This window comes from Porphyrobacter sp. YT40 (assembly GCF_006542605.1).
Classification (GTDB): Bacteria; Pseudomonadota; Alphaproteobacteria; order Sphingomonadales; family Sphingomonadaceae; genus Erythrobacter.
Genome location: NZ_CP041222.1, coordinates 1,606,558 through 1,623,216 on the forward strand (window position 1 = coordinate 1,606,558; position 16,659 = coordinate 1,623,216).

17 protein-coding genes and 1 tRNA gene are annotated in these 16,659 nt (G+C 66.9%); 11 read left to right on the top strand and 7 right to left on the bottom strand.

The annotated features are described in order from the left end of the window. Positions 1-25: 25 nt before the first annotated feature. Together E2E27_RS07500 and E2E27_RS07505 are read right to left on the bottom strand one after the other, a co-directional pair. On the bottom strand, positions 26-1,177 hold the full coding sequence (locus E2E27_RS07500) for a tyrosine-type recombinase/integrase (protein ID WP_141458367.1): 1,152 nt from the start codon (positions 1,175-1,177) through the stop codon (positions 26-28). A gap of 139 nt (positions 1,178-1,316) precedes the next feature. After that, positions 1,317-1,407: transfer RNA gene (locus tag E2E27_RS07505), tRNA-Ser, on the bottom strand. A gap of 255 nt (positions 1,408-1,662) precedes the next feature. On the opposite strand from E2E27_RS07505, the gene E2E27_RS07510 reads away from it, so the two are divergent. The 3 genes from E2E27_RS07510 to E2E27_RS07520 are packed head-to-tail and all read left to right on the top strand — an operon-like array spanning position 1,663 to position 4,292. Beyond that, positions 1,663-2,493: a DUF1134 domain-containing protein gene (locus E2E27_RS07510; RefSeq protein ID WP_141458368.1), complete on the top strand. Its 831-nt coding sequence runs from the start codon at positions 1,663-1,665 to the stop codon at positions 2,491-2,493. A gap of 60 nt (positions 2,494-2,553) precedes the next feature. After that, positions 2,554-3,732 carry an amino acid aminotransferase gene (locus E2E27_RS07515; protein WP_141461680.1) on the top strand — a complete coding sequence of 393 codons (1,179 nt, stop codon included), beginning with the start codon at positions 2,554-2,556 and terminating at the stop codon, positions 3,730-3,732. Between the two features lie 14 nt (positions 3,733-3,746). After that, complete coding sequence (locus E2E27_RS07520; protein WP_141458369.1) at positions 3,747-4,292, top strand: GNAT family N-acetyltransferase; 546 nt, start codon at positions 3,747-3,749, stop codon at positions 4,290-4,292. Here the strand turns inward: E2E27_RS07520 and E2E27_RS18705 are convergent. From E2E27_RS18705 to E2E27_RS07540, 5 genes are all read right to left on the bottom strand, one after another. Beyond that, positions 4,289-4,456 carry a hypothetical protein gene (locus E2E27_RS18705; RefSeq protein WP_181443619.1) on the bottom strand — a complete coding sequence of 56 codons (168 nt, stop codon included), beginning with the start codon at positions 4,454-4,456 and terminating at the stop codon, positions 4,289-4,291. The two genes, E2E27_RS07520 and E2E27_RS18705, sit on opposite strands and share 4 nt — an antisense overlap. Positions 4,457-4,466: 10 nt before the next feature. Continuing rightward, positions 4,467-5,354, bottom strand: a complete 888-nt coding sequence (gene bchO / locus E2E27_RS07525; RefSeq protein WP_141458370.1) for an alpha/beta fold hydrolase BchO — start codon at positions 5,352-5,354, stop codon at positions 4,467-4,469. Then, complete coding sequence (locus tag E2E27_RS07530; RefSeq protein WP_141458371.1) at positions 5,351-7,042, bottom strand: magnesium chelatase subunit D; 1,692 nt, start codon at positions 7,040-7,042, stop codon at positions 5,351-5,353. The genes bchO and E2E27_RS07530 overlap by 4 nt, the downstream gene beginning before the upstream one ends. Then, positions 7,039-8,040 (bottom strand): magnesium chelatase ATPase subunit I, encoded by a 1,002-nt coding sequence (gene bchI, locus E2E27_RS07535; RefSeq protein ID WP_141458372.1) that lies wholly within the window; start codon positions 8,038-8,040, stop codon positions 7,039-7,041. The genes E2E27_RS07530 and bchI overlap by 4 nt, the downstream gene beginning before the upstream one ends. 69 nt (positions 8,041-8,109) lie before the next feature. Further along, positions 8,110-9,822 carry an ABC transporter permease gene (locus E2E27_RS07540; RefSeq protein WP_141458373.1) on the bottom strand — a complete coding sequence of 571 codons (1,713 nt, stop codon included), beginning with the start codon at positions 9,820-9,822 and terminating at the stop codon, positions 8,110-8,112. On the opposite strand from E2E27_RS07540, the gene E2E27_RS07545 reads away from it, so the two are divergent. The 8 genes from E2E27_RS07545 (at position 9,822) to E2E27_RS07580 (ending at position 16,642) form a co-directional block, all read left to right on the top strand. After that, on the top strand, positions 9,822-10,841 hold the full coding sequence (locus tag E2E27_RS07545; RefSeq protein WP_234036233.1) for an ABC transporter ATP-binding protein: 1,020 nt from the start codon (positions 9,822-9,824) through the stop codon (positions 10,839-10,841). The two genes, E2E27_RS07540 and E2E27_RS07545, sit on opposite strands and share 1 nt — an antisense overlap. Positions 10,842-10,907: 66 nt before the next feature. Beyond that, on the top strand, positions 10,908-11,963 hold the full coding sequence (locus E2E27_RS07550; protein ID WP_141458374.1) for a Fe(3+) ABC transporter substrate-binding protein: 1,056 nt from the start codon (positions 10,908-10,910) through the stop codon (positions 11,961-11,963). Positions 11,964-12,107: 144 nt separating this feature from the next. Next, positions 12,108-12,923 (top strand): ferredoxin--NADP reductase, encoded by an 816-nt coding sequence (locus E2E27_RS07555; protein ID WP_141458375.1) that lies wholly within the window; start codon positions 12,108-12,110, stop codon positions 12,921-12,923. Between the two features lie 80 nt (positions 12,924-13,003). Then, positions 13,004-13,372 carry a hypothetical protein gene (locus E2E27_RS07560; protein WP_141458376.1) on the top strand — a complete coding sequence of 123 codons (369 nt, stop codon included), beginning with the start codon at positions 13,004-13,006 and terminating at the stop codon, positions 13,370-13,372. A gap of 150 nt (positions 13,373-13,522) precedes the next feature. Then, entirely contained in the window at positions 13,523-13,867 is a 345-nt protein-coding gene (locus tag E2E27_RS07565) for a hypothetical protein (protein ID WP_141458377.1), read from the top strand. Between the two features lie 111 nt (positions 13,868-13,978). Then, a complete protein-coding gene (locus E2E27_RS07570) occupies positions 13,979-15,121 on the top strand; it encodes an acyl-CoA dehydrogenase family protein (protein ID WP_141458378.1) in 1,143 nt (380 codons plus the stop codon). A gap of 10 nt (positions 15,122-15,131) precedes the next feature. Next, positions 15,132-15,872 carry an SDR family NAD(P)-dependent oxidoreductase gene (locus E2E27_RS07575; RefSeq protein ID WP_141458379.1) on the top strand — a complete coding sequence of 247 codons (741 nt, stop codon included), beginning with the start codon at positions 15,132-15,134 and terminating at the stop codon, positions 15,870-15,872. Positions 15,873-15,967: 95 nt separating this feature from the next. Beyond that, a complete protein-coding gene (locus E2E27_RS07580; RefSeq protein ID WP_141458380.1) occupies positions 15,968-16,642 on the top strand; it encodes a response regulator transcription factor in 675 nt (224 codons plus the stop codon). Positions 16,643-16,659 lie beyond the last annotated feature (17 nt).

Sequence of the window (16,659 nt, forward strand, 5' to 3'; positions counted from 1 at the left end):
GACTGGTCCACGGGCCCCTCCGGCTTCAGGTCCTCGTTGCAGCGCAATAATCAGCCCAAAGATTCATCAACTTGCGCCGCTTTTGCAAGAGTTTTCCGCGCCGATAAGCCGCTTCAACCGGGTTCGCTATTGTGTGCGCCAAAGCCATCTCGGCAACATCGCGGTCAAAATCGGTCTCTTCCGATACCCAGTCACGAAAGCTGCTGCGGAAACCATGCGGGACAGCATCGATCTCGGCGTCGCGGCAGATCTTCGTCAGGGTCATGTCAGACATTGGTTTGCCATGGCGGGTGCCTGGAAACACAAGGTCATTGCCATCTTCCTTGTGAACTCGCGCCCGCTTCAACACATCCAGCGCGGCGTCGGACAAGGGTACGATGTGTTCCACGTCGGCTTTCATGCGCTCGGCGGGAATCGTCCACGTGCGCTCCGTGAGATCGATCTCTGACCAGAGCGCTCCGCGCACTTCGCCGGATCGGGCCGCTGTGAGGATCAGGAACTCGAACGCCAGGCGCCCGATGCTCTCCCGTTCGCGGAGTTTCCCGACGAAAGCTGCGACCTTGGAATAGTGCAAGGCCGCGAGGTGATTCTGGCGATTGCGCACTTTGGGAAGCGACTTGTTGATCGCATTCATCGGCAAGGGGTGCGCGCGATAGTTCTTCGCGATCGCCCAATCGATCACCATCCCGATCCGCTGGCGCACACGTCGCGCGGTCTCGTTCTTTTCGAGCCATATGGCGATCAGCACATCGCGGACGTGCGAACTCTCGATGTCGCTCACCGCAATGTCGCCAATCTTCGGAAAAGCGTAGGTCTGAAGCGAGGTCAGCCACTGGCTGCGGTGCTTCTTGTTTTTCCAGCTCTTGTTGTTCTCGTTGAAGACCTTGGCCGCCGCCTCCCGGAAGGTCGGGATTCCCTCGGACTTCTTGCGCTGAAGCACGGGGTCAATTCCTGCCTCAACCTGCGCGCGGACTTCGGCTGACCGCTGCCGGGCCTGTGCGAGACTCACTTTCTTCGCGCTGCCGAGTCCGATATCCCTGCGACGGCCATTTTTCTGAACCCGGCAGATCCATGAACGGGCACCGGTCGGGGTGACATTCAGGAACAGCCCATCGCCATCGTGATGGCGTCCAGGCTCAAGCGATCCCCGGAGCATGTTGGCGGTGAGATTGCCCATTTTTCCTTCCCCACATCCTTACCCACACGATATTGCAACGGATCGCATCGGAAAGCAATAGCCCGAAACACAGGCAGCGCCCTAAGGCGCTGTTTTTATGTGATTTTGAAGCGGGGAGAAACAGCCAGAAAGGGGCTGTTGGCGGAGACGGAGGGATTCGAACCCTCGGTACCCTGATAGAGTACGGTTCCTTAGCAGGGAACTGGTTTCAGCCACTCACCCACGTCTCCGGGCAACAGCGTTGGCTGCGAGGGCGCGGCTATAGTCGGCACTTGGGCGAGCGGCAAGGTGGCTTGAACAAAAAACGATTCCCCGGCGCAAAGGTCTGGTTCGGCGGGGGTTCAGGCGCGCGAGACTAGCGCCGGGAACGGCTCGTCGCGAATCCGATTCGCTCCGGCGACGAGCGGTTGCAGCGCCCACGGAAAGCGATTCTGCTACCATGCGCAACAATCCGGGGCTGACACGTCGCTGCGAAAGGCCGCAAGATGAGCATCATGACCGCACGCTTCTCCCACATGGGTCGCCGCCTCGCAGCGCTCGCGCTGCCGGTGCTGGCCGGAATGGCGCTGACGGCGCCTGCCGCCGCGCAGGATCTCCAGACCTTCGATCCCGATGTGGTGTACGACCAGCAGAGCGGGGCTGCACCAAGTGGCGGGATCGACGCCGATCTGGCCGGGCCGCAGCCTGCTTCGCCCGTCGCTCCGCAGCCAACCCAGCCGGTCGAGCCGTCCGTTGACAGCACTTTCGAGGACTATGCCCCCGCGCCTGCCGATGCCGCCGCACCGCTGCCGGCCGACACCGCGCCCGTGACCCCTGCCGCCACCACGCAGGGCGCGACCTATGCGGAAGACGATCTGATCGGCGCGGCCGAGGGCGTGTTCGGCAAGGGCGCGGAAGGTCTCGCCAAATTGATCCAGGACCTGCTCAAGGATCAGGGCGAGCCCAATGGCTACATCGTCGGACGCGAGGCGGGCGGCGCCTTCATCTTCGGCGCGCGCTATGGCTCGGGCACGCTGCACCACAAGATCGAGGGGCAGCAGCAGGTCTACTGGACCGGGCCCTCGGTCGGCTTCGATGCCGGGGCAAATGCCGCGAATACCTTCGTACTGGTTTACAACCTCCACGACACCGAGGACCTGTTCAAGCGCTTCCCGGCGGGTGAGGGGCAGGCCTATTTTGTCGGCGGGCTCAATGCCAGCTACATGCGCCGGGGCGATGTCGTGCTGATCCCGATCCGGGTCGGCGCAGGGCTGCGGCTCGGGGTGAATGCGGGCTACATGAAGTTTTCGAAGGAACAGCGCTGGCTGCCTTTCTGAGGGCTTGCAGCGAAAACCCGGTTGCGGGAGCGCCGCGCACGCGCCATGGCGCGCGGCATGATGCTTGACCGACTCAGCCCCCAGGCGCCCGATGCGCTGCTCGCCCTGATCCGTCTCCACGCCGCCGACCCGCGCGAGGACAAGATCGACCTCGGCGTCGGCGTCTACCGCACAGAGGATGGCGACACTCCGGTGTTCGCCGCCATCAAGGCGGCCGAGCAGGCGCTGGTCGAGAGCCAGAGTTCCAAGTCCTATCTCGGGCCCGAAGGCGACATGGGCTTCGTCAACGCGCTGATGCCCTACATCTTCGGCGCGGGCGATCCGACCATGAGCGGGCGCATTTCGGGGATGCAGACGCCGGGCGGCACCGGCGCGGTGCGTCTCGCGCTGGCGCTGGCGCAGAAGGCGGGCGTCAGCCGCGTCCACATGGGCGTGCCGAGCTGGCCCAACCACGCGCAGATCCTCGCCGATCTCGGCATGGAGCTGGTGCCTTTCGATCACGCAAACCCCGATGGCACCGCCAATCTGGATGCCGTGCTCGCCGCGATCAACGGCGCGGCCGATGACGAAGCCGTGCTGCTCCACGCCTGCTGCCACAACCCCACCGGGATCGACTACACCGCCGACCAGTGGGCCGCGATCGCCGAGGCCTTTGCCGCCAGCGGCACCTTCCCCATCATCGATTCGGCCTATCAGGGCCTCGGCCACGGGATGGAGGAAGACGCCGCGGGGATGCGCGCCGTGCTCGCCGCCGTGCCCGAAGCCTTCGTCGCCTATTCCTGCGACAAGAACTTCGGTCAGTATCGCGACCGTGTCGGCGCGTTCTACGTCATGGCGCGGGAGAGCAGCGCGCTCGATACCGCCTTTTCCAACGCCAATGCGCTCGCTCGCGCGGCATGGTCGATGCCGCCCGATCACGGCGGCGCGGCGGTGCGGCTCATCCTGCGCGACCCCGACATGACCGCGCAGTGGCAGGACGAGCTCGACACGATGCGCGCGCGGATGCGCGATGTGCGCGATGCGCTGGCCGCAGCGGGCACCGCTGGCCGGATCGACCTGACCCCGCTCGGCACGCAGAACGGGTTGTTCTCGATGCTCCCCATCACCAAGGACGAGGTCGCGACCTTGCGCGAAGAGCACGGGATCTACATGGCCGCCTCAGGCCGGATCAACATCGCCGGGCTTACGCAGGCCAACCTGCCCAAGTTCATCGCCGCGCTGGGCGCGGTCGCGGTCTGAGGCAGGGGGCGGGGATGCTCGATCGCCAGCCCGTGCTGGAGGACGAGCATATCCGCCTGCGTCCGCTGCGCGCGAGCGATTGGGACGCGCTCTTCGCGGTCGCCTCCGATCCGCTGATCTGGCAGCAGCACCCGGCGCATGACCGCTGGCAGGAGCCGGTGTTCCGCGCTTTCTTCGACGATGCGCTGGCAGGCGGCGGCGCGCTGATCGCCATCGACTGCGCGAGCGATGCGGTGATCGGCTCGTCCCGCTTTCAGGGGCTCGATGAGGCGGGCGGCGGATCGGTCGAGATCGGCTGGACCTTCCTTGCGCGCTCGCACTGGGGTGGCACCTACAATCACGCGATGAAGCGCCTGATGCTCGCCCATGCGCTCGCCAGCGTGGCCGAGGTGCGGTTTCTGGTGGGGGAAAGCAACCTGCGCTCGCGCCGCGCGCTCGAAACGATCGGCGCAAAGCTGACCGACCGGCGGGAGGAGCGGATCATGGCGGGCGGCAGGATCGTCGCGCACCTCACCTATGTCATCACCCGCGACAGCTTCGCCGCAGGGCCGCTGGCCTAGCTTTCGGGCGGCGCAGCCTCGCGTTCGGCGGCTTTCTTCGCCGCCTTTTCGGCGCGAGTCTGCTTGAGCTTCCGGTCCATCGACCAGAACTGCCACGCGCCAAAGCCGATCGCGATGCCGTAGAACAGCGCGATCTCGATCCAGCCGTAATTGCCGCCGTCCATGGCGCGCTCCCTATCCTGCCTCGGCGAGGAAGGCCGCAATCCGTGCGGCAGCCTCGCCGGGGGCTTCCTCATGGGCCAAATGGCCGAGGCCCGAAAGCGGTTCCAGCCGCGCATTGGGGAGCCAGCTGGCGGCATCCTTCGCCCAGTCGAGCGGGATCGCGGGATCGTTCGTGCCGTGGAGCAGCAGAACCGGATTGGCGACCGTGTCCATCCGCGCCCGCAGGCCCGGCAGATCCCAGTTCGCCATCATCGCCAGCGCACCGCCGGCATGGCCGGGGTGCTTGAGCAGCTTGGCATAACAGGCGATCCCCGCCTTATCGATCCGCGAATGGGTCGATCGCCACAGGAACCGCTCTGCTCCGCCGACCAGATCGATGCTACCGGTGAAGATGCGCGGCACCAGCGGGTTGACGAACAGCGTCTTGGCGATCGCCGGGAAGATCTGCGCCATTGCGCCGGGGAAGGGACGCAGCGCTGCGCTGAGGCCGATGATTGGGCCGCGATAGGCGTGATCCAGCGCCAGTTGCAGCGCGATGGCCGCGCCCGCCGAATGACCGATGATCGCCACGGGCTGAACGTCCAGTTCCCGCAGCAGCGCGGCGATCTCGCGCGCCATCGCGGGCAGGGTCATGGCGTAGGCGTCGTGCCCGGTGGTGAAGGCGTGGCGCGGCAGATCGGGGGCGATGACAGTGTTGCTCTCCGCCAGCAGCGGCATCAGCCCGCGCCAGGAATGGACCGAGGCCCCGGTGCCGTGGAGCAGCAGCAGCGGCGGCGCGTCCTTGTCCTTTTCCGGGCCCATCCGCTGCACGTGCCAGCGCTTGCTGCCGAGGCTGATGAAGTCGCTCGCCTCGCGGTGCGGCCAGATCAGGCCTTCGCGGTGCCAGTCGAGCCCGCTCATGCCGCGCGGGCCGAGGGTTGGACGGCGCTGATTGCGGCCTGCAGCATCCGCGCATCGGCGCGCGGGAGGGCGAGGAAACGTCCGCCCAGCACCTGCGCGAGGCTCGCGCCTTCGGGGCCGGGGCGGGCAGAGATGTCGATCACAAGGCTGTCGATCCCGCGCGCGGCGATGGCCTTTGCGGCGGTGTCGGCGTCCTTGGCGGCCTGCGGGCGACCGGGGGAGCCGTCGGCAGCGATATTGGCGCGCCCGTCGGTGAGGATCACCAGCGCGGCGCTGCGGCCCTTGGCGATCACGGCCTCGGCCACCTCGCGCGCGGCGTTGAGACCCAGCGCGAGCGGGGTGCCGCCGCCGCCGGGCAGTTCCGCCAGCGTCCGGCGCGCGCGGGTGAGTGAGCGGGTGGGGGGCAGGATCATCTCGGCGGTGGTTCCGCGAAAGGCAACCAGCGCCACTTCCGAGCGGGTGACATAGGCCTGCCCCAGCATCAGTTCGACCGCACCCTTGGCCTCCGCGAGCCGCGCCGCCGCTGCCGAGCCGCTGGCATCGACCGCGAAGATCGTCACCCGCGCAGCGCGTTCTTCGAAACGGCGGATGCGCAAGTCTTCCTTGCGCATGATGATCGGCGCATTGGGATCTGCGCCGTTCTCCCGGCGGCGCACCGCCTGCCACGGGACAGCGGCACGCAAGCTGTCGATCAGCGCCAGCTTGTGCCCGCCGCGCGGCATTCCGGGGCGTGCGCCGAGCGGTTTGCCGCGTATGGCGGCCTTGCGTTTCTGCCCGGTGCCGCTCGACGAAGAACGGCGCGGGGCCTTGCCTTGGGCAAGCTGCTCCAGCAGCCCCGCCGGAATCGCCGCCCGTGCCGCTTCGACGAGGATGTCGGAAAGGTCGGGTTCGGAATGCTGCGGGTCGCTGTCCGATTGCTCGTCGCGCTCGCCATCGGGCGGCGGGGGCGGATCTTCCGGCGTCGGGGCGTCCTGCTCCTGCGGCGGCAGGCGCGTGGCGCGGGAGGCGAGGACGAGGCGCACGGCGCCCGAAAGATCGGCCTTTTCTGCCGTATCCCGCCCCGCCAGCGCCGCCAGCCCGCGTGCGGCCTCTCCCGCAAAAATTAGCGCACGCAGGCTCTCCACCCCCAGCGCTTCGGCGGTGGCGGCCAAGGCGCGCAGGTCATCGTCGGCAAGGGGGGCGACATCGGCGAGAGACCCCGCCACTGGAGGAAGTGTCACCCCCTGCCAGCGGCGCGATGCGGACAGGTCGCAGGCAAAGGCGAGCCTTTCGGTGAGGCTCGAAGGCGGGGCGTCGTCGGGTTCGACAGCGTCGTCGAGCAGCACCAGCGCGGTGCCGCCCTCATCCAGCGCCTGCGCCAGCCGCCCCGCGATGCCCGCCTCCATCCGTTCGGCCATACCTGCGATGAGCGCGCCTTCGCGGGCTTCCTCGATCAATCCGGTCTGGCGGATCGGCTTTCCGGCAGAGAGGCTGGCGGCCAGATCAATCCCCCCCAGCAGCCGCTCGTCATCGACATGGCCGGGCAGACGGCGCAGCGGGATCACCTCGGCCAGCGCCGCAACCAGCGCCTCGCGCGCGGGGCTGCTGCCGCGCAGGGTCAGGCCCTTGAAGACGCCCGGCGCAAGGGCAAACAGCCGCGCCGCCAGCACCGCGTCATCCAGCGGGTCGCCGGCTTCGGGAGGGGTCATCCGAACAGCTCGGCCATCGCCCGGGTGATGCGCGTGGTGGAGCCGGTCTCGTCGAGCACATCGCGCCGCAGCCGGTGCCGCAGTGCGGAAGGCGCAATCGCGATCAGATGCTTGCGCGTGACCTTTTTCGCGCCCTCCAGCGCCGCCAGCGCCCGCGCGGCGCGCATCAGAGTAAGCTCGCCGCGCAAGCCGTCCGCACCGACCGCGAGGCACAGTTGGGCGGCATCGCGCAGCACGTCTTCGCCGGGGGTGAGCTTGGGCAGTTTCGCCTTGCCCTTGGCCACGCGCTTGAGGATCGCCTCATCCGCCTCGGCCCAGCGTGCGGCGAAGCCCTCGGGGTCGGCCTCGTTTTCGGCGACCAGCTTCATGATCGCGATGCGGGTCTCGATGTCCTTGGGCGTGCGCACTTCGACCGACAGCCCGAAGCGGTCAAGCAGCTGCGGGCGCAGTTCGCCTTCCTCGGGGTTGCCCGAGCCAATCAGCACGAACTTGGCCGGGTGGCGGACAGAGAGGCCCTCGCGCTCAACCACGTTCTCGCCCGAAGCGGCGACGTCGAGCAGCAGGTCGACCAAGTGGTCTTCGAGCAGGTTGATCTCGTCGATATAGAGGAAGCCGCGATGGGCCTTGGCGAGCAGGCCGGGCTCGAACGCCTTCTCGCCCGAACGCAGCGCGCGTTCGAGATCGAGCGAGCCGATCACCCGGTCCTCGGTCGCGCCCAGCGGCATGTCGACGAAGGGCACGGGGCGCTTCACCAGCTTGCCCTGTCCGCACACCTCGGGATAGCGCGCCTGATCCTCCTTCGATGCGCCATAGGGGCAGCCGTCCGCCGCCATGATCGGCGGCAGCAGCCCGGCCAGCGCGCGCGCGGCGGTGCTCTTGCCCGTGCCGCGATCGCCGAAGACCATCACCCCGCCGATCGAAGGGTCGACCGCCGCGATCAGCAGCGCCTGTTTCATCTCGTCCTGAGCGACGATTGCGGAGAAGGGAAAGCGTGCCATGTGAAGGGTCTTGTGAACCCTTCATCCGGTTTGGACAAGTGCGGTGACAGGCTGGCCTGACAGTTTTGCCTAACGCTTCCCGATCCGGTTCAGCACCAGCACAGGCAGGAGCCCCGCCGCGAGCAGGATGAGTGCCGGGATTGCCGCTTCGACCAGCCGCTCGTCGCTTGCAAGGCGATAGGTGCGCGTGGCAAGCGTTTCGAGATTGAAAGGGCGCAGGATCAAGGTGGCGGGAAGCTCTCGCAGGGTGTCGATGAAGACCAGCGCGGCCGCGCCCGCGAGGCTCGGTGCGAGCAGCGGGGCATAGATCCGCGCCAGCACCCGCGAGGGCCCGGCGCCAAGGCTGCGCGCGGCAGCGTCGAGTGCGGGAGGGATGCGAGCAAGCCCCCCGCTGACGCTATTGTAGGCGACCGTCAGGAACCGAACCGACAGCGCATAGACCAGCACCGCGCTCGTCCCCGTCAGCAACAGCCCGCCGCTCCAGCCGAGGCTGTCGCGGGCGAAGCGGGTGACACTCTGGTCGAAGGCGCCCAAGGGCGCCAGCAGGCCGACCGCCAGCAGCGCGCCGGGGAGGGCATAGCCCAGCGTTGCCAGCCGGATCGCGCTGGCGGTGACGCGCGAGGCCGAGCGCGCGCGGGCGAAGGCGAGCAGCAGTGCGGCCGCAAGGCACAGGCTCGCCGCCGCCAGCCCGAGCCACAGGCTCCCGCGCAGATAGGTGCCAAGATCCCCGGCGGCGCTCTGTGCGGTCTCGCTGAGCGCGAGGGACACCAGATAGCCCGCCGGAAGCACGAAGCCGATCAGCACGGGAAGCGCGCAGGCGAGGAAAGCGAGGGCCTTTCCGCCCCGCGCTAGCTGCACCAGCGGTTCCTCGTAGGCGCGGCCTGCCAGCCCGTCACGGCTGTCGCTGCGCCCCCGGCGCGATTGCGCTTCCCATGCGATCAGCGCGATCACGAAGATCAGCATCACCGCCGAAAGCTTGAGCGCCGCCTGCTTGTCGCCCATCGCCAGCCAGGAGCGGAAGATGCCGGTCGAGAAGGTGGGAATCGCGAAATATTCGGCCACGCCGAAATCGGCGAGGACCTCCATCAGGACCAACGCGAGTCCCCCGGCGATGGCGGGGCGTGCGGCGGGGAGGGCAACCTGCCAGAAGGCGCGCGCCGGGGCTGCGCCAAGGCTGCGCGCGGCGCGGAACTGGGTCAGGCTCTGGGTCGCAAAGGCCGTCCGCGCGAGCAGATAGACATAGGGAAACAGCACCGATCCCAGCACGAAGGCCCCGCCCGTCAGCGAGCGGATGTCGGGGAACCAGTAATCGTCCACCCCCCAGCCCGTGCTGGCGCGCAGGGCGCTCTGCACCGGCCCGGCGAAATCGAGCAGGTCGGCGTAGATGTAGGCCGAAAGATAGGCGGGCAGCGCCAGCGGCAGCACCAGTGCCCAGCTGAGGATGCGGCGCCCGGGGAAGCGCGTCGCGGCGATCAGCCAGGCGCACCCCGTCCCCGTCACCGCCGCAATAATGCCGGTCATGAGCATCAGCAGCGCGGTGTTGGCGATGTAGGTCGGCAGCACCGTCTCGGCGAGCGCGCCGATCGTCTCGCCCCCGCCCGCCAGCGCGGCCCAGCCGATGGCGACGATCGGGAGGCCCGCCAACACCGCCAGCGCCAGCGCCGCGAGCGTCCAGCCCGCGCCCTCGCGGCCCGCAGCCGACGGCGTGCGCGCAGCTTCGCTTGCAGGAGCGCCCGCAAATTGCCTAAGGCGGCTCAGCTTCAACCCTTCGGACAGCGCCATTGAGCCTCGAATTTCGTCATATTGCCCACGCTTACGGTGCGGTGCGGGCGCTCGAGGATATCAGTCTCACCGCGCCCGCGGGAGAGATCACCTGTCTGCTTGGCGCGTCGGGTTGCGGGAAGTCAACACTGCTCGGCCTCGCGGCGGGCCTGCTGCGGGTGCAGCAGGGCAGCATCGCGCTGGGCGAGGAGCTGCTGGCCGAGCCCGGCTACAACCCCCCGCCCGAGGCGCGGCCGGTGGGGCTGGTGTTTCAGGACGGCGCGCTGTTCCCGCACATGACGCTGGCCGCCAATGTCGCCTTCGGCCTGCCGCGCGCGCGGCGCGGGGAGGCGGACGGCTGGCTCGCCAAGGTCGGGTTGGCGGGGATGGGGCGGCGCTATCCGCACGAGCTTTCCGGAGGGCAGCAACAGCGCGCCGCGCTCGCCCGGGCGATGGCGCCCGAGCCGCGCGTGCTGCTGATGGACGAGCCCTTCGCCAGCGTCGATATCGTGCTGCGCCGGGCGCTGCGCCGCGAATGCCGCATCCTGCTGCGCGAGGCCGGGTCGACCGTCATCCTCGTCACCCACGACCCCGCCGAGGCGCTCGACATCGCCGACCGGATCGCGGTGATGGAAGCAGGGCGCATCGTCCAGTTCGGCACGCCGCCCGAACTTCACGGCTCGCCCGCCACCGCCGCCGTCGGCGCGATCTTCTCGGGCGCGCAGGTGATCCGCGGCGCGCGCGCGGAGGAGGGGCTGGATACGCCCTTCGGCCTGTGGCCCTTCGCGAGCCTTGCGGGGGACTTGCCCGACACGGCCGAGCTCGATCTGCTGGTGCAGGCCGACCGGCTGGTGCCGGTGGCCGACATGCGCGGCGGGCCGGTGCGCGATATCCATCCGATGGGCGGGCGGTCGCGGGTGCTGATCGGCGGGCCGGAGGGCACGACGATCACCGCCGAAACGCCGCTGATTGTCGATCCCTCGCGCCGCTACAGCGTGATCCCCGATCCCGAGAGCGTCCGCGCCTTTCCGCGCGATTAGCGCTTGCGCGCACGTCAATAATATTGCAAGTCATTCGCAACAATCCCTGCGAAAGACCTCCCTCCCATGAAACTCCTCGTGCTTGCCACCGTCGCCGTCACGGCGCTCGCCGCGCTGTCCGGCTGTGCCGATAAGGCTGCGGAAACCGCCCGGGCCGATTGCGCCGCCCCCGCAGGCGACGTCAACGTCTACTCCTCGCGCCACTACGACACCGATCTGGCGCTCTACGAGGATTTTACCTGCGAGACCGGGATCAAGGTCAACCGGATCGAGGCCGATGCCGATGCGCTGATCGAGCGGATCCAGTCGGAAGGCGAATTCAGTCCGGCGGATCTCCTCCTCACGGTCGATGCCGGACGGCTGTGGCGCGCCGAGGAGGCGGGGATCTTTGCTCCGGTCGATTCGGACGTGCTCAAGCAGCGGCTGCCCGCCAATCTGCGCCACCCGGAGGGCCTGTGGTTCGGCCTTTCCACCCGCGCGCGGATCATCATCTACGACAAGTCGAAGGGCGCGCCCGAGGGTCTGGCGAATTACGCCGATCTGGCCGATCCGGCGCGCAAGGGCGAGATCTGCATGCGCTCGTCCTCCAACATCTACAACATCTCGCTGCTCTCCAGCATCATCGCCCACAAGGGCGCTGCCGAGGCGGAGAACTGGGCGAAGGGCGTGGTCGCCAATTTCAAGCAGGCCCCGCAAGGCAACGACACCGCGATGATCGAGGTGGTCGCCGCGGGCCAGTGCCGTATCTCCGTGGTCAACACCTACTACCTCGCGCGCTACGCCGGGGGGGATGCCAAGGACAAGGCGATCTTCGACAAGGTCGGGGTGATTTTCCCCGATCAGGATGGCGTGGGCACCCACGTCAATGTCAGCGGGGCAGGCCTGATCAAGACCGCGCCGAACCGCGAAAACGCCGTCAAGTTCCTCGAATACCTCACCTCCGAGAGCGCCCAGCGCTATTTCGCGGACGGCAACAACGAATATCCCGCGGCCATCGGCCTCAAGGCCAATTCGGCGGTGGAGCAGCTCGGCAGCTTCAAGGCGGACAAGCTGGGCGTCGCCGAAATCGGCAGGGGACAGGCGCAGGCGGTGACGATCTTCGACCGCGCGGGATGGAATTGAGCGCCGACTTGATCGGGGTCAATCCAAGGCCCGCTTTCACGTCCTATCGCTAATCTGTCTTGAAGGGGGCGCAGGACTCGTCCATTTGCGCCCCCGATCCTGCCGCCCGTCCCGGGCCGCGCCCAGCTGTATCCGAGGCCCGTTTTGAACCAGCCCATCATCGACCGCGACCAGTTTACTGAAAGCGCGGCGCTCTCCGTCGAGACCATCACCGATGTCCACCACTGGTGCGAGGGGCTGTTCAGCCTCAAGATGACGCGGCCCGCCAGCTTCCGCTTCCGTTCGGGCGAATTCGTGATGATCGGGCTCCCCGGTGACAACGGCAAGCCGCTGCTGCGCGCCTATTCGGTCGCCTCGCCGTCCTATGCCGAGGAGTTGGAGTTCCTGTCGATCAAGGTGCAGGACGGACCGCTGACCTCGCGGCTCCAGCACATCCTGCCGGGCGATCCGATCTATCTCGGCAAGAAGCCCACCGGCACGCTGGTGACCGACGCGCTGCTGCCGGGCAAGCGGCTGTTCATGCTCTCGACCGGCACCGGCCTCGCGCCCTTCATGAGCCTGGTGCGTGATCCCGAGGTCTACCAGATGTTCGAGGAAGTGATCGTCGTCCACTCGGTGCGCAACGTGAACGAGCTTGCCTATCGCGAGCTTCTGGAATCGAAGCTCGAAGGCGACCCGCTGCTGGAAGACGAAGACCGCGCCAAGATGATCTACGTCCCCACCGTAACCCGCGAACCCTTCCGCACGCAGGGCCGCATTCAGGCGCTGATCGACGATGGCCGCCTGTTCGAACAGTCGAAGGGCCCGCAACGCTTCGTGCCCGAGGAAGACCGCGTGATGCTGTGCGGCTCGATGGCGATGATCAAGGATCACGCCGCCGATCTGGAAGCGCGCGGCTTTGAAGAGGGCGCGAACAACAAGCCGGGCCAGTTCGTGATCGAGCGCGCCTTCGTGGGATAAGCGCCGCAGCCGAGCATTCCGCAGCGTTCACAGGCAGTTCAGCAAGCGATTGGCAGCCTCTCCAAAACAGGGAGATTGCCATGCTTCATCGTCTTGCCCCCGTCGCCGCCATGCTTGCCGCCGCGCTCGCACCCACTGCCGCGGCAGCGCAGACGGAGCAAAGCTCGACGCTTCCCAACTATAATCTCGTTCAGCTCTCGGTTGCGGCCAACGCGGTTTCCGCCGACGAATTTCAGGCGCGCACGATGCAGATCAGTTCGTGCGGGGATGCGGTAAAGCTCGGCAAGGCGATGGACGCCAAGGTGGAGCGCAAGCGCTTCGTCCACGACACCGAACTGCCCCCACAGCTGCGCCCGGTGCTGAAGAACCTCCCCAACGGCATGGCGACCCCGGTCATGAGCGAGGATGGCGAGACGCTGCACGTGCTGGTGGTGTGCAGCCGGGCCTAGTTACCTCCGTCGCCCCGTGCCTGACACGAGGCTTAGCTGCCTTTTGGCCGGAAGCAGCAAAGATGAAGCCAAGCCCCGGATCACGTCCGGGGTGACGATGGTGGATGTCATAGGCAATCGTGGTAAATCTCTCGAAATGGCGAGAAAAGCATGACGATCACGGATGTGCCGCTGGACAAACTTCGAGAGGCGTTCGATCTTGTCCTCGCGCAATGGCCAGCCGAAATCACGCCCGGAGAAAAGACCTTTCACCTCGGCGGCAGTTGCAACATGCGGGAACTGAATAGGGTTCATCAGGCGGTCGAGGACTGGTCGATCAGCGCCGACTTCGACGGATTGCTTGACGAGATTATCGGACCGGCGGAGCACTATGTGCACACCTGCATCCACAGCGCCTTGCAAAACCTCACGGTCTTGCGTGTCCAAGACCTCGATTTTGAAGCCTTTTGCTCGAGGTTCGACGGACATCCGAACTTCCGAGTAATTAGATCCTAAAGGTTTGTCGGTGCGCGATCGGCTATCGCTTGCATTTTTGACGCTTGACCCCCGTCCGCGCGCACTATTCACTCATGGCAAATCAAAACCCATTTGCCGGAGAGAACACCCATGCTCGCGACCTCCTATCGCACTGCCTATAATGAAGACCACGAGGCGTTCCGCGATACCGTGCGCAAGGTCTTTGCCGAAGCTCTGACCCCGCACATGGATGAGCACGAAGCGAACGGCATCGTGCCCCGCGACGTGTGGAAAAAGATGGGCGATGCCGGCATGCTGTGCATGACGGTGAAGGAGGAAAACGGCGGCCTCGGCCTCGATTTCGGCTTCAACTGCGTGCTGACCGAGGAGCTGTCCTACCTCGGTTCCTCGGCGGGCTTCACGCTCCAGAACGACATCACGGCGAACTATTTCGAGCGCCTCGGCAACCCCGAACAGCGCGCCAAATATCTGCCCGGCATGGTCAGCGGCGATATCATCACCGCGATCGCGATGACCGAGCCGGGCGCGGGGTCCGACCTTCAGGGCATCCGAACCACGGCGAAGAAGGACGGCAACCACCTCGTCATCAATGGCTCGAAGACCTACATCACCAATGGCCAGAACGCGGATTGCGTGATCGTGGTCGCCAAAACCGATCCCGAGAAGGGCGCGAAGGGCATTTCGCTTGTGCTGGTCGACGCCGACACCCCCGGCTTCGAGCGCGGGCGCAATCTCGACAAGATCGGCCAGCATTCCGCCGACACTTCGGAGCTGTTCTTCAACGATTGCCGCGTGCCGATGACCAATATCCTCGGCGCGGAAGGCATGGGCTTCGTTCACTTGATGGAAGAGCTGCCGCAGGAACGCCTCGGCATCGCGGTCGGCGCGCAGGCCGCGGCGCAGCGGGCGTTCGACGAGGCGGTCAAATTCACCAAGGATCGCAAGGCCTTCGGCAAGACCGTGTTCGAATTCCAGAACACCAAATTCACCCTCGCGGACTTGAAGGCCAAGCTGCAAGTGGGCTGGGCGCACTTGGACTGGGCGATCCGCAAGCACCTGGCGGGCGAGCTCACCACCGACGAAGCGAGCGCGGCCAAACTCTGGCACACCGACTTGCAATGGGAATGCTGCGACACGGCGCTGCAACTCCACGGCGGAGCGGGCTACATGAACGAATATGCCATCGCCCGCCTGTGGCGCGACGCGCGCGTGACGCGGATTTTCGGCGGGACGAACGAGATCATGAAGGAAGTGATTTCGCGGAGCATTTGAGGTGGCTCACATGACCGAACCGCTCGACTTCACCGGCAAGCGCGTCCTCGTCATCGGCGGATCGTCAGGGATCGGGAACGGCATTGCGCACGGCTTCCGCCAGCGCGGGGCGGATGTGACCGTTACCGGCACACGACACGATCCGGGGGACTATCTCGAGGCCGAGGACAGCGACTTCACCGGGCTCGACTATCGCCAGCTCGATCTGACCGACAGGCTCGCGGCCGACCGGCTGGCGGCGATATTCCCGCCGTTCGATGTCATCGTCCAGTCGCAGGGTGCGGTGCGATACAAGCGGGCCGAATTCACCCGCGAGGGGTGGGATTCGGTGGTCGACGTCAACCTCAATTCGGTGATGGATGTCGCCCGCGCCTTCCACGCCGGGCTGGCCGAAACGCGAGGGGCGATGATCATCGTCTCCAGCGTTGCCGCCTTCAAATCGACCATCGGCACGCCCGCCTATGCGGCCTCCAAGGCGGGCGCGGCGAGCCTCACCAAGACGTTGGGCGAGGCCTGGGCGCGCGACGGCATCCGCGTCAACGGCATCGCGCCGGGGCTGGTGCCGACCAAGCTGACTGCCGTGACCACCGACAACCCTGAACGGCTCGAAGCCAGCCTCAGGGCGATCCCGCTGCGGCGCATGGGCACGCCCGAGGATATGGCGGGCGCCGCGCTGTTCCTCGCCTCGCCGCTTGCGGCCTATATCACCGGGCAGACGCTGGTGGTGGACGGCGGACTGACGCTTTCCTGAGACCCTCGCGCGAATTGCGACACCGGGCTGTAATCCCGTCATAAACGCGTCACACACCTGCGCCACTCCCCGCTGGCAATCGGGGCACATAGCGCATGGATGTCGTCAATATCTTCCTGACCGGCGAACTGGGCGAGAGTCTCGATGACTTTGTGCACGATCAGCGCCGCTTTACCTTTGACAAGCTGGGCGCGGAGGGTCCGCGGCGACTGGTCGAGGGGCCGATGTGGGCCTTTGTCGACTGGGTGATGCCCGACCTTGCGGGGCTGGAAATGTGCCGCCGCCTGCGCGCCGATCCGCGCACCGCCGATGCCCACGTGACGATGGTGCTCGAAGCGGACGACGCCGAGGATCGCCGCCGTGCCTTGCGCGCCGGGGCCGACGATTACGTGATCGGGCCGCTCACCCGCACCGCGGTGCTCGACCGTGTGCTGGCGCTGCAATCGCGCGGGTTGGAGCGCCATGCGACCCAGCGCTTCGAAATGGGCGCGCTCACCATCGACATGGCCGCGCTTCAGGCGCGCTGGGCGGGGGAGCCGATCACGCTGCGTCCCAACGAATTCCGGCTGCTGCGCTTTCTCGCCGAGAACCCCAATCGCGTGCTGACCCGCGAGGATCTCATCAACGGTCTCGGCAAGCGCGAACCCCCGATCGACGAGCGCACAGTGGACGTGTGGATCGGCCGCTTGCGGCGCGCGATCAAGGCCGCAGGGGGCGGCAACCCGCTGCGCACCGTGCGCTCGCTGGGCTATGTTTTCGACCTCGGATAGGCGGGCGGGCTGAAACC

Bases quoted from the DNA above. Each gene is read 5' to 3' on its own strand.
- E2E27_RS07565 (WP_141458377.1), top strand. From the start codon at position 13,523: ATGACGATCACGGATGTGCCGCTGGACAAACTTCGAGAGGCGTTCGAT.
- E2E27_RS07540 (WP_141458373.1), bottom strand. From the start codon at position 9,822: ATGGCGCTGTCCGAAGGGTTGAAGCTGAGCCGCCTTAGGCAATTTGCG.
- bchI (WP_141458372.1), bottom strand. From the start codon at position 8,040: ATGGCACGCTTTCCCTTCTCCGCAATCGTCGCTCAGGACGAGATGAAA.
- E2E27_RS07575 (WP_141458379.1), top strand. From the start codon at position 15,132: ATGACCGAACCGCTCGACTTCACCGGCAAGCGCGTCCTCGTCATCGGC.
- E2E27_RS18705 (WP_181443619.1), bottom strand. From the start codon at position 4,456: ATGGACGGCGGCAATTACGGCTGGATCGAGATCGCGCTGTTCTACGGC.
- bchO (WP_141458370.1), bottom strand. From the start codon at position 5,354: ATGAGCGGGCTCGACTGGCACCGCGAAGGCCTGATCTGGCCGCACCGC.
- E2E27_RS07530 (WP_141458371.1), bottom strand. From the start codon at position 7,042: ATGACCCCTCCCGAAGCCGGCGACCCGCTGGATGACGCGGTGCTGGCG.
- E2E27_RS07515 (WP_141461680.1), top strand. From the start codon at position 2,554: ATGCTTGACCGACTCAGCCCCCAGGCGCCCGATGCGCTGCTCGCCCTG.
- E2E27_RS07570 (WP_141458378.1), top strand. From the start codon at position 13,979: ATGCTCGCGACCTCCTATCGCACTGCCTATAATGAAGACCACGAGGCG.
- E2E27_RS07560 (WP_141458376.1), top strand. From the start codon at position 13,004: ATGCTTCATCGTCTTGCCCCCGTCGCCGCCATGCTTGCCGCCGCGCTC.
- E2E27_RS07580 (WP_141458380.1), top strand. From the start codon at position 15,968: ATGGATGTCGTCAATATCTTCCTGACCGGCGAACTGGGCGAGAGTCTC.
- E2E27_RS07500 (WP_141458367.1), bottom strand. From the start codon at position 1,177: ATGGGCAATCTCACCGCCAACATGCTCCGGGGATCGCTTGAGCCTGGA.
- E2E27_RS07510 (WP_141458368.1), top strand. From the start codon at position 1,663: ATGAGCATCATGACCGCACGCTTCTCCCACATGGGTCGCCGCCTCGCA.
- E2E27_RS07520 (WP_141458369.1), top strand. From the start codon at position 3,747: ATGCTCGATCGCCAGCCCGTGCTGGAGGACGAGCATATCCGCCTGCGT.
- E2E27_RS07550 (WP_141458374.1), top strand. From the start codon at position 10,908: ATGAAACTCCTCGTGCTTGCCACCGTCGCCGTCACGGCGCTCGCCGCG.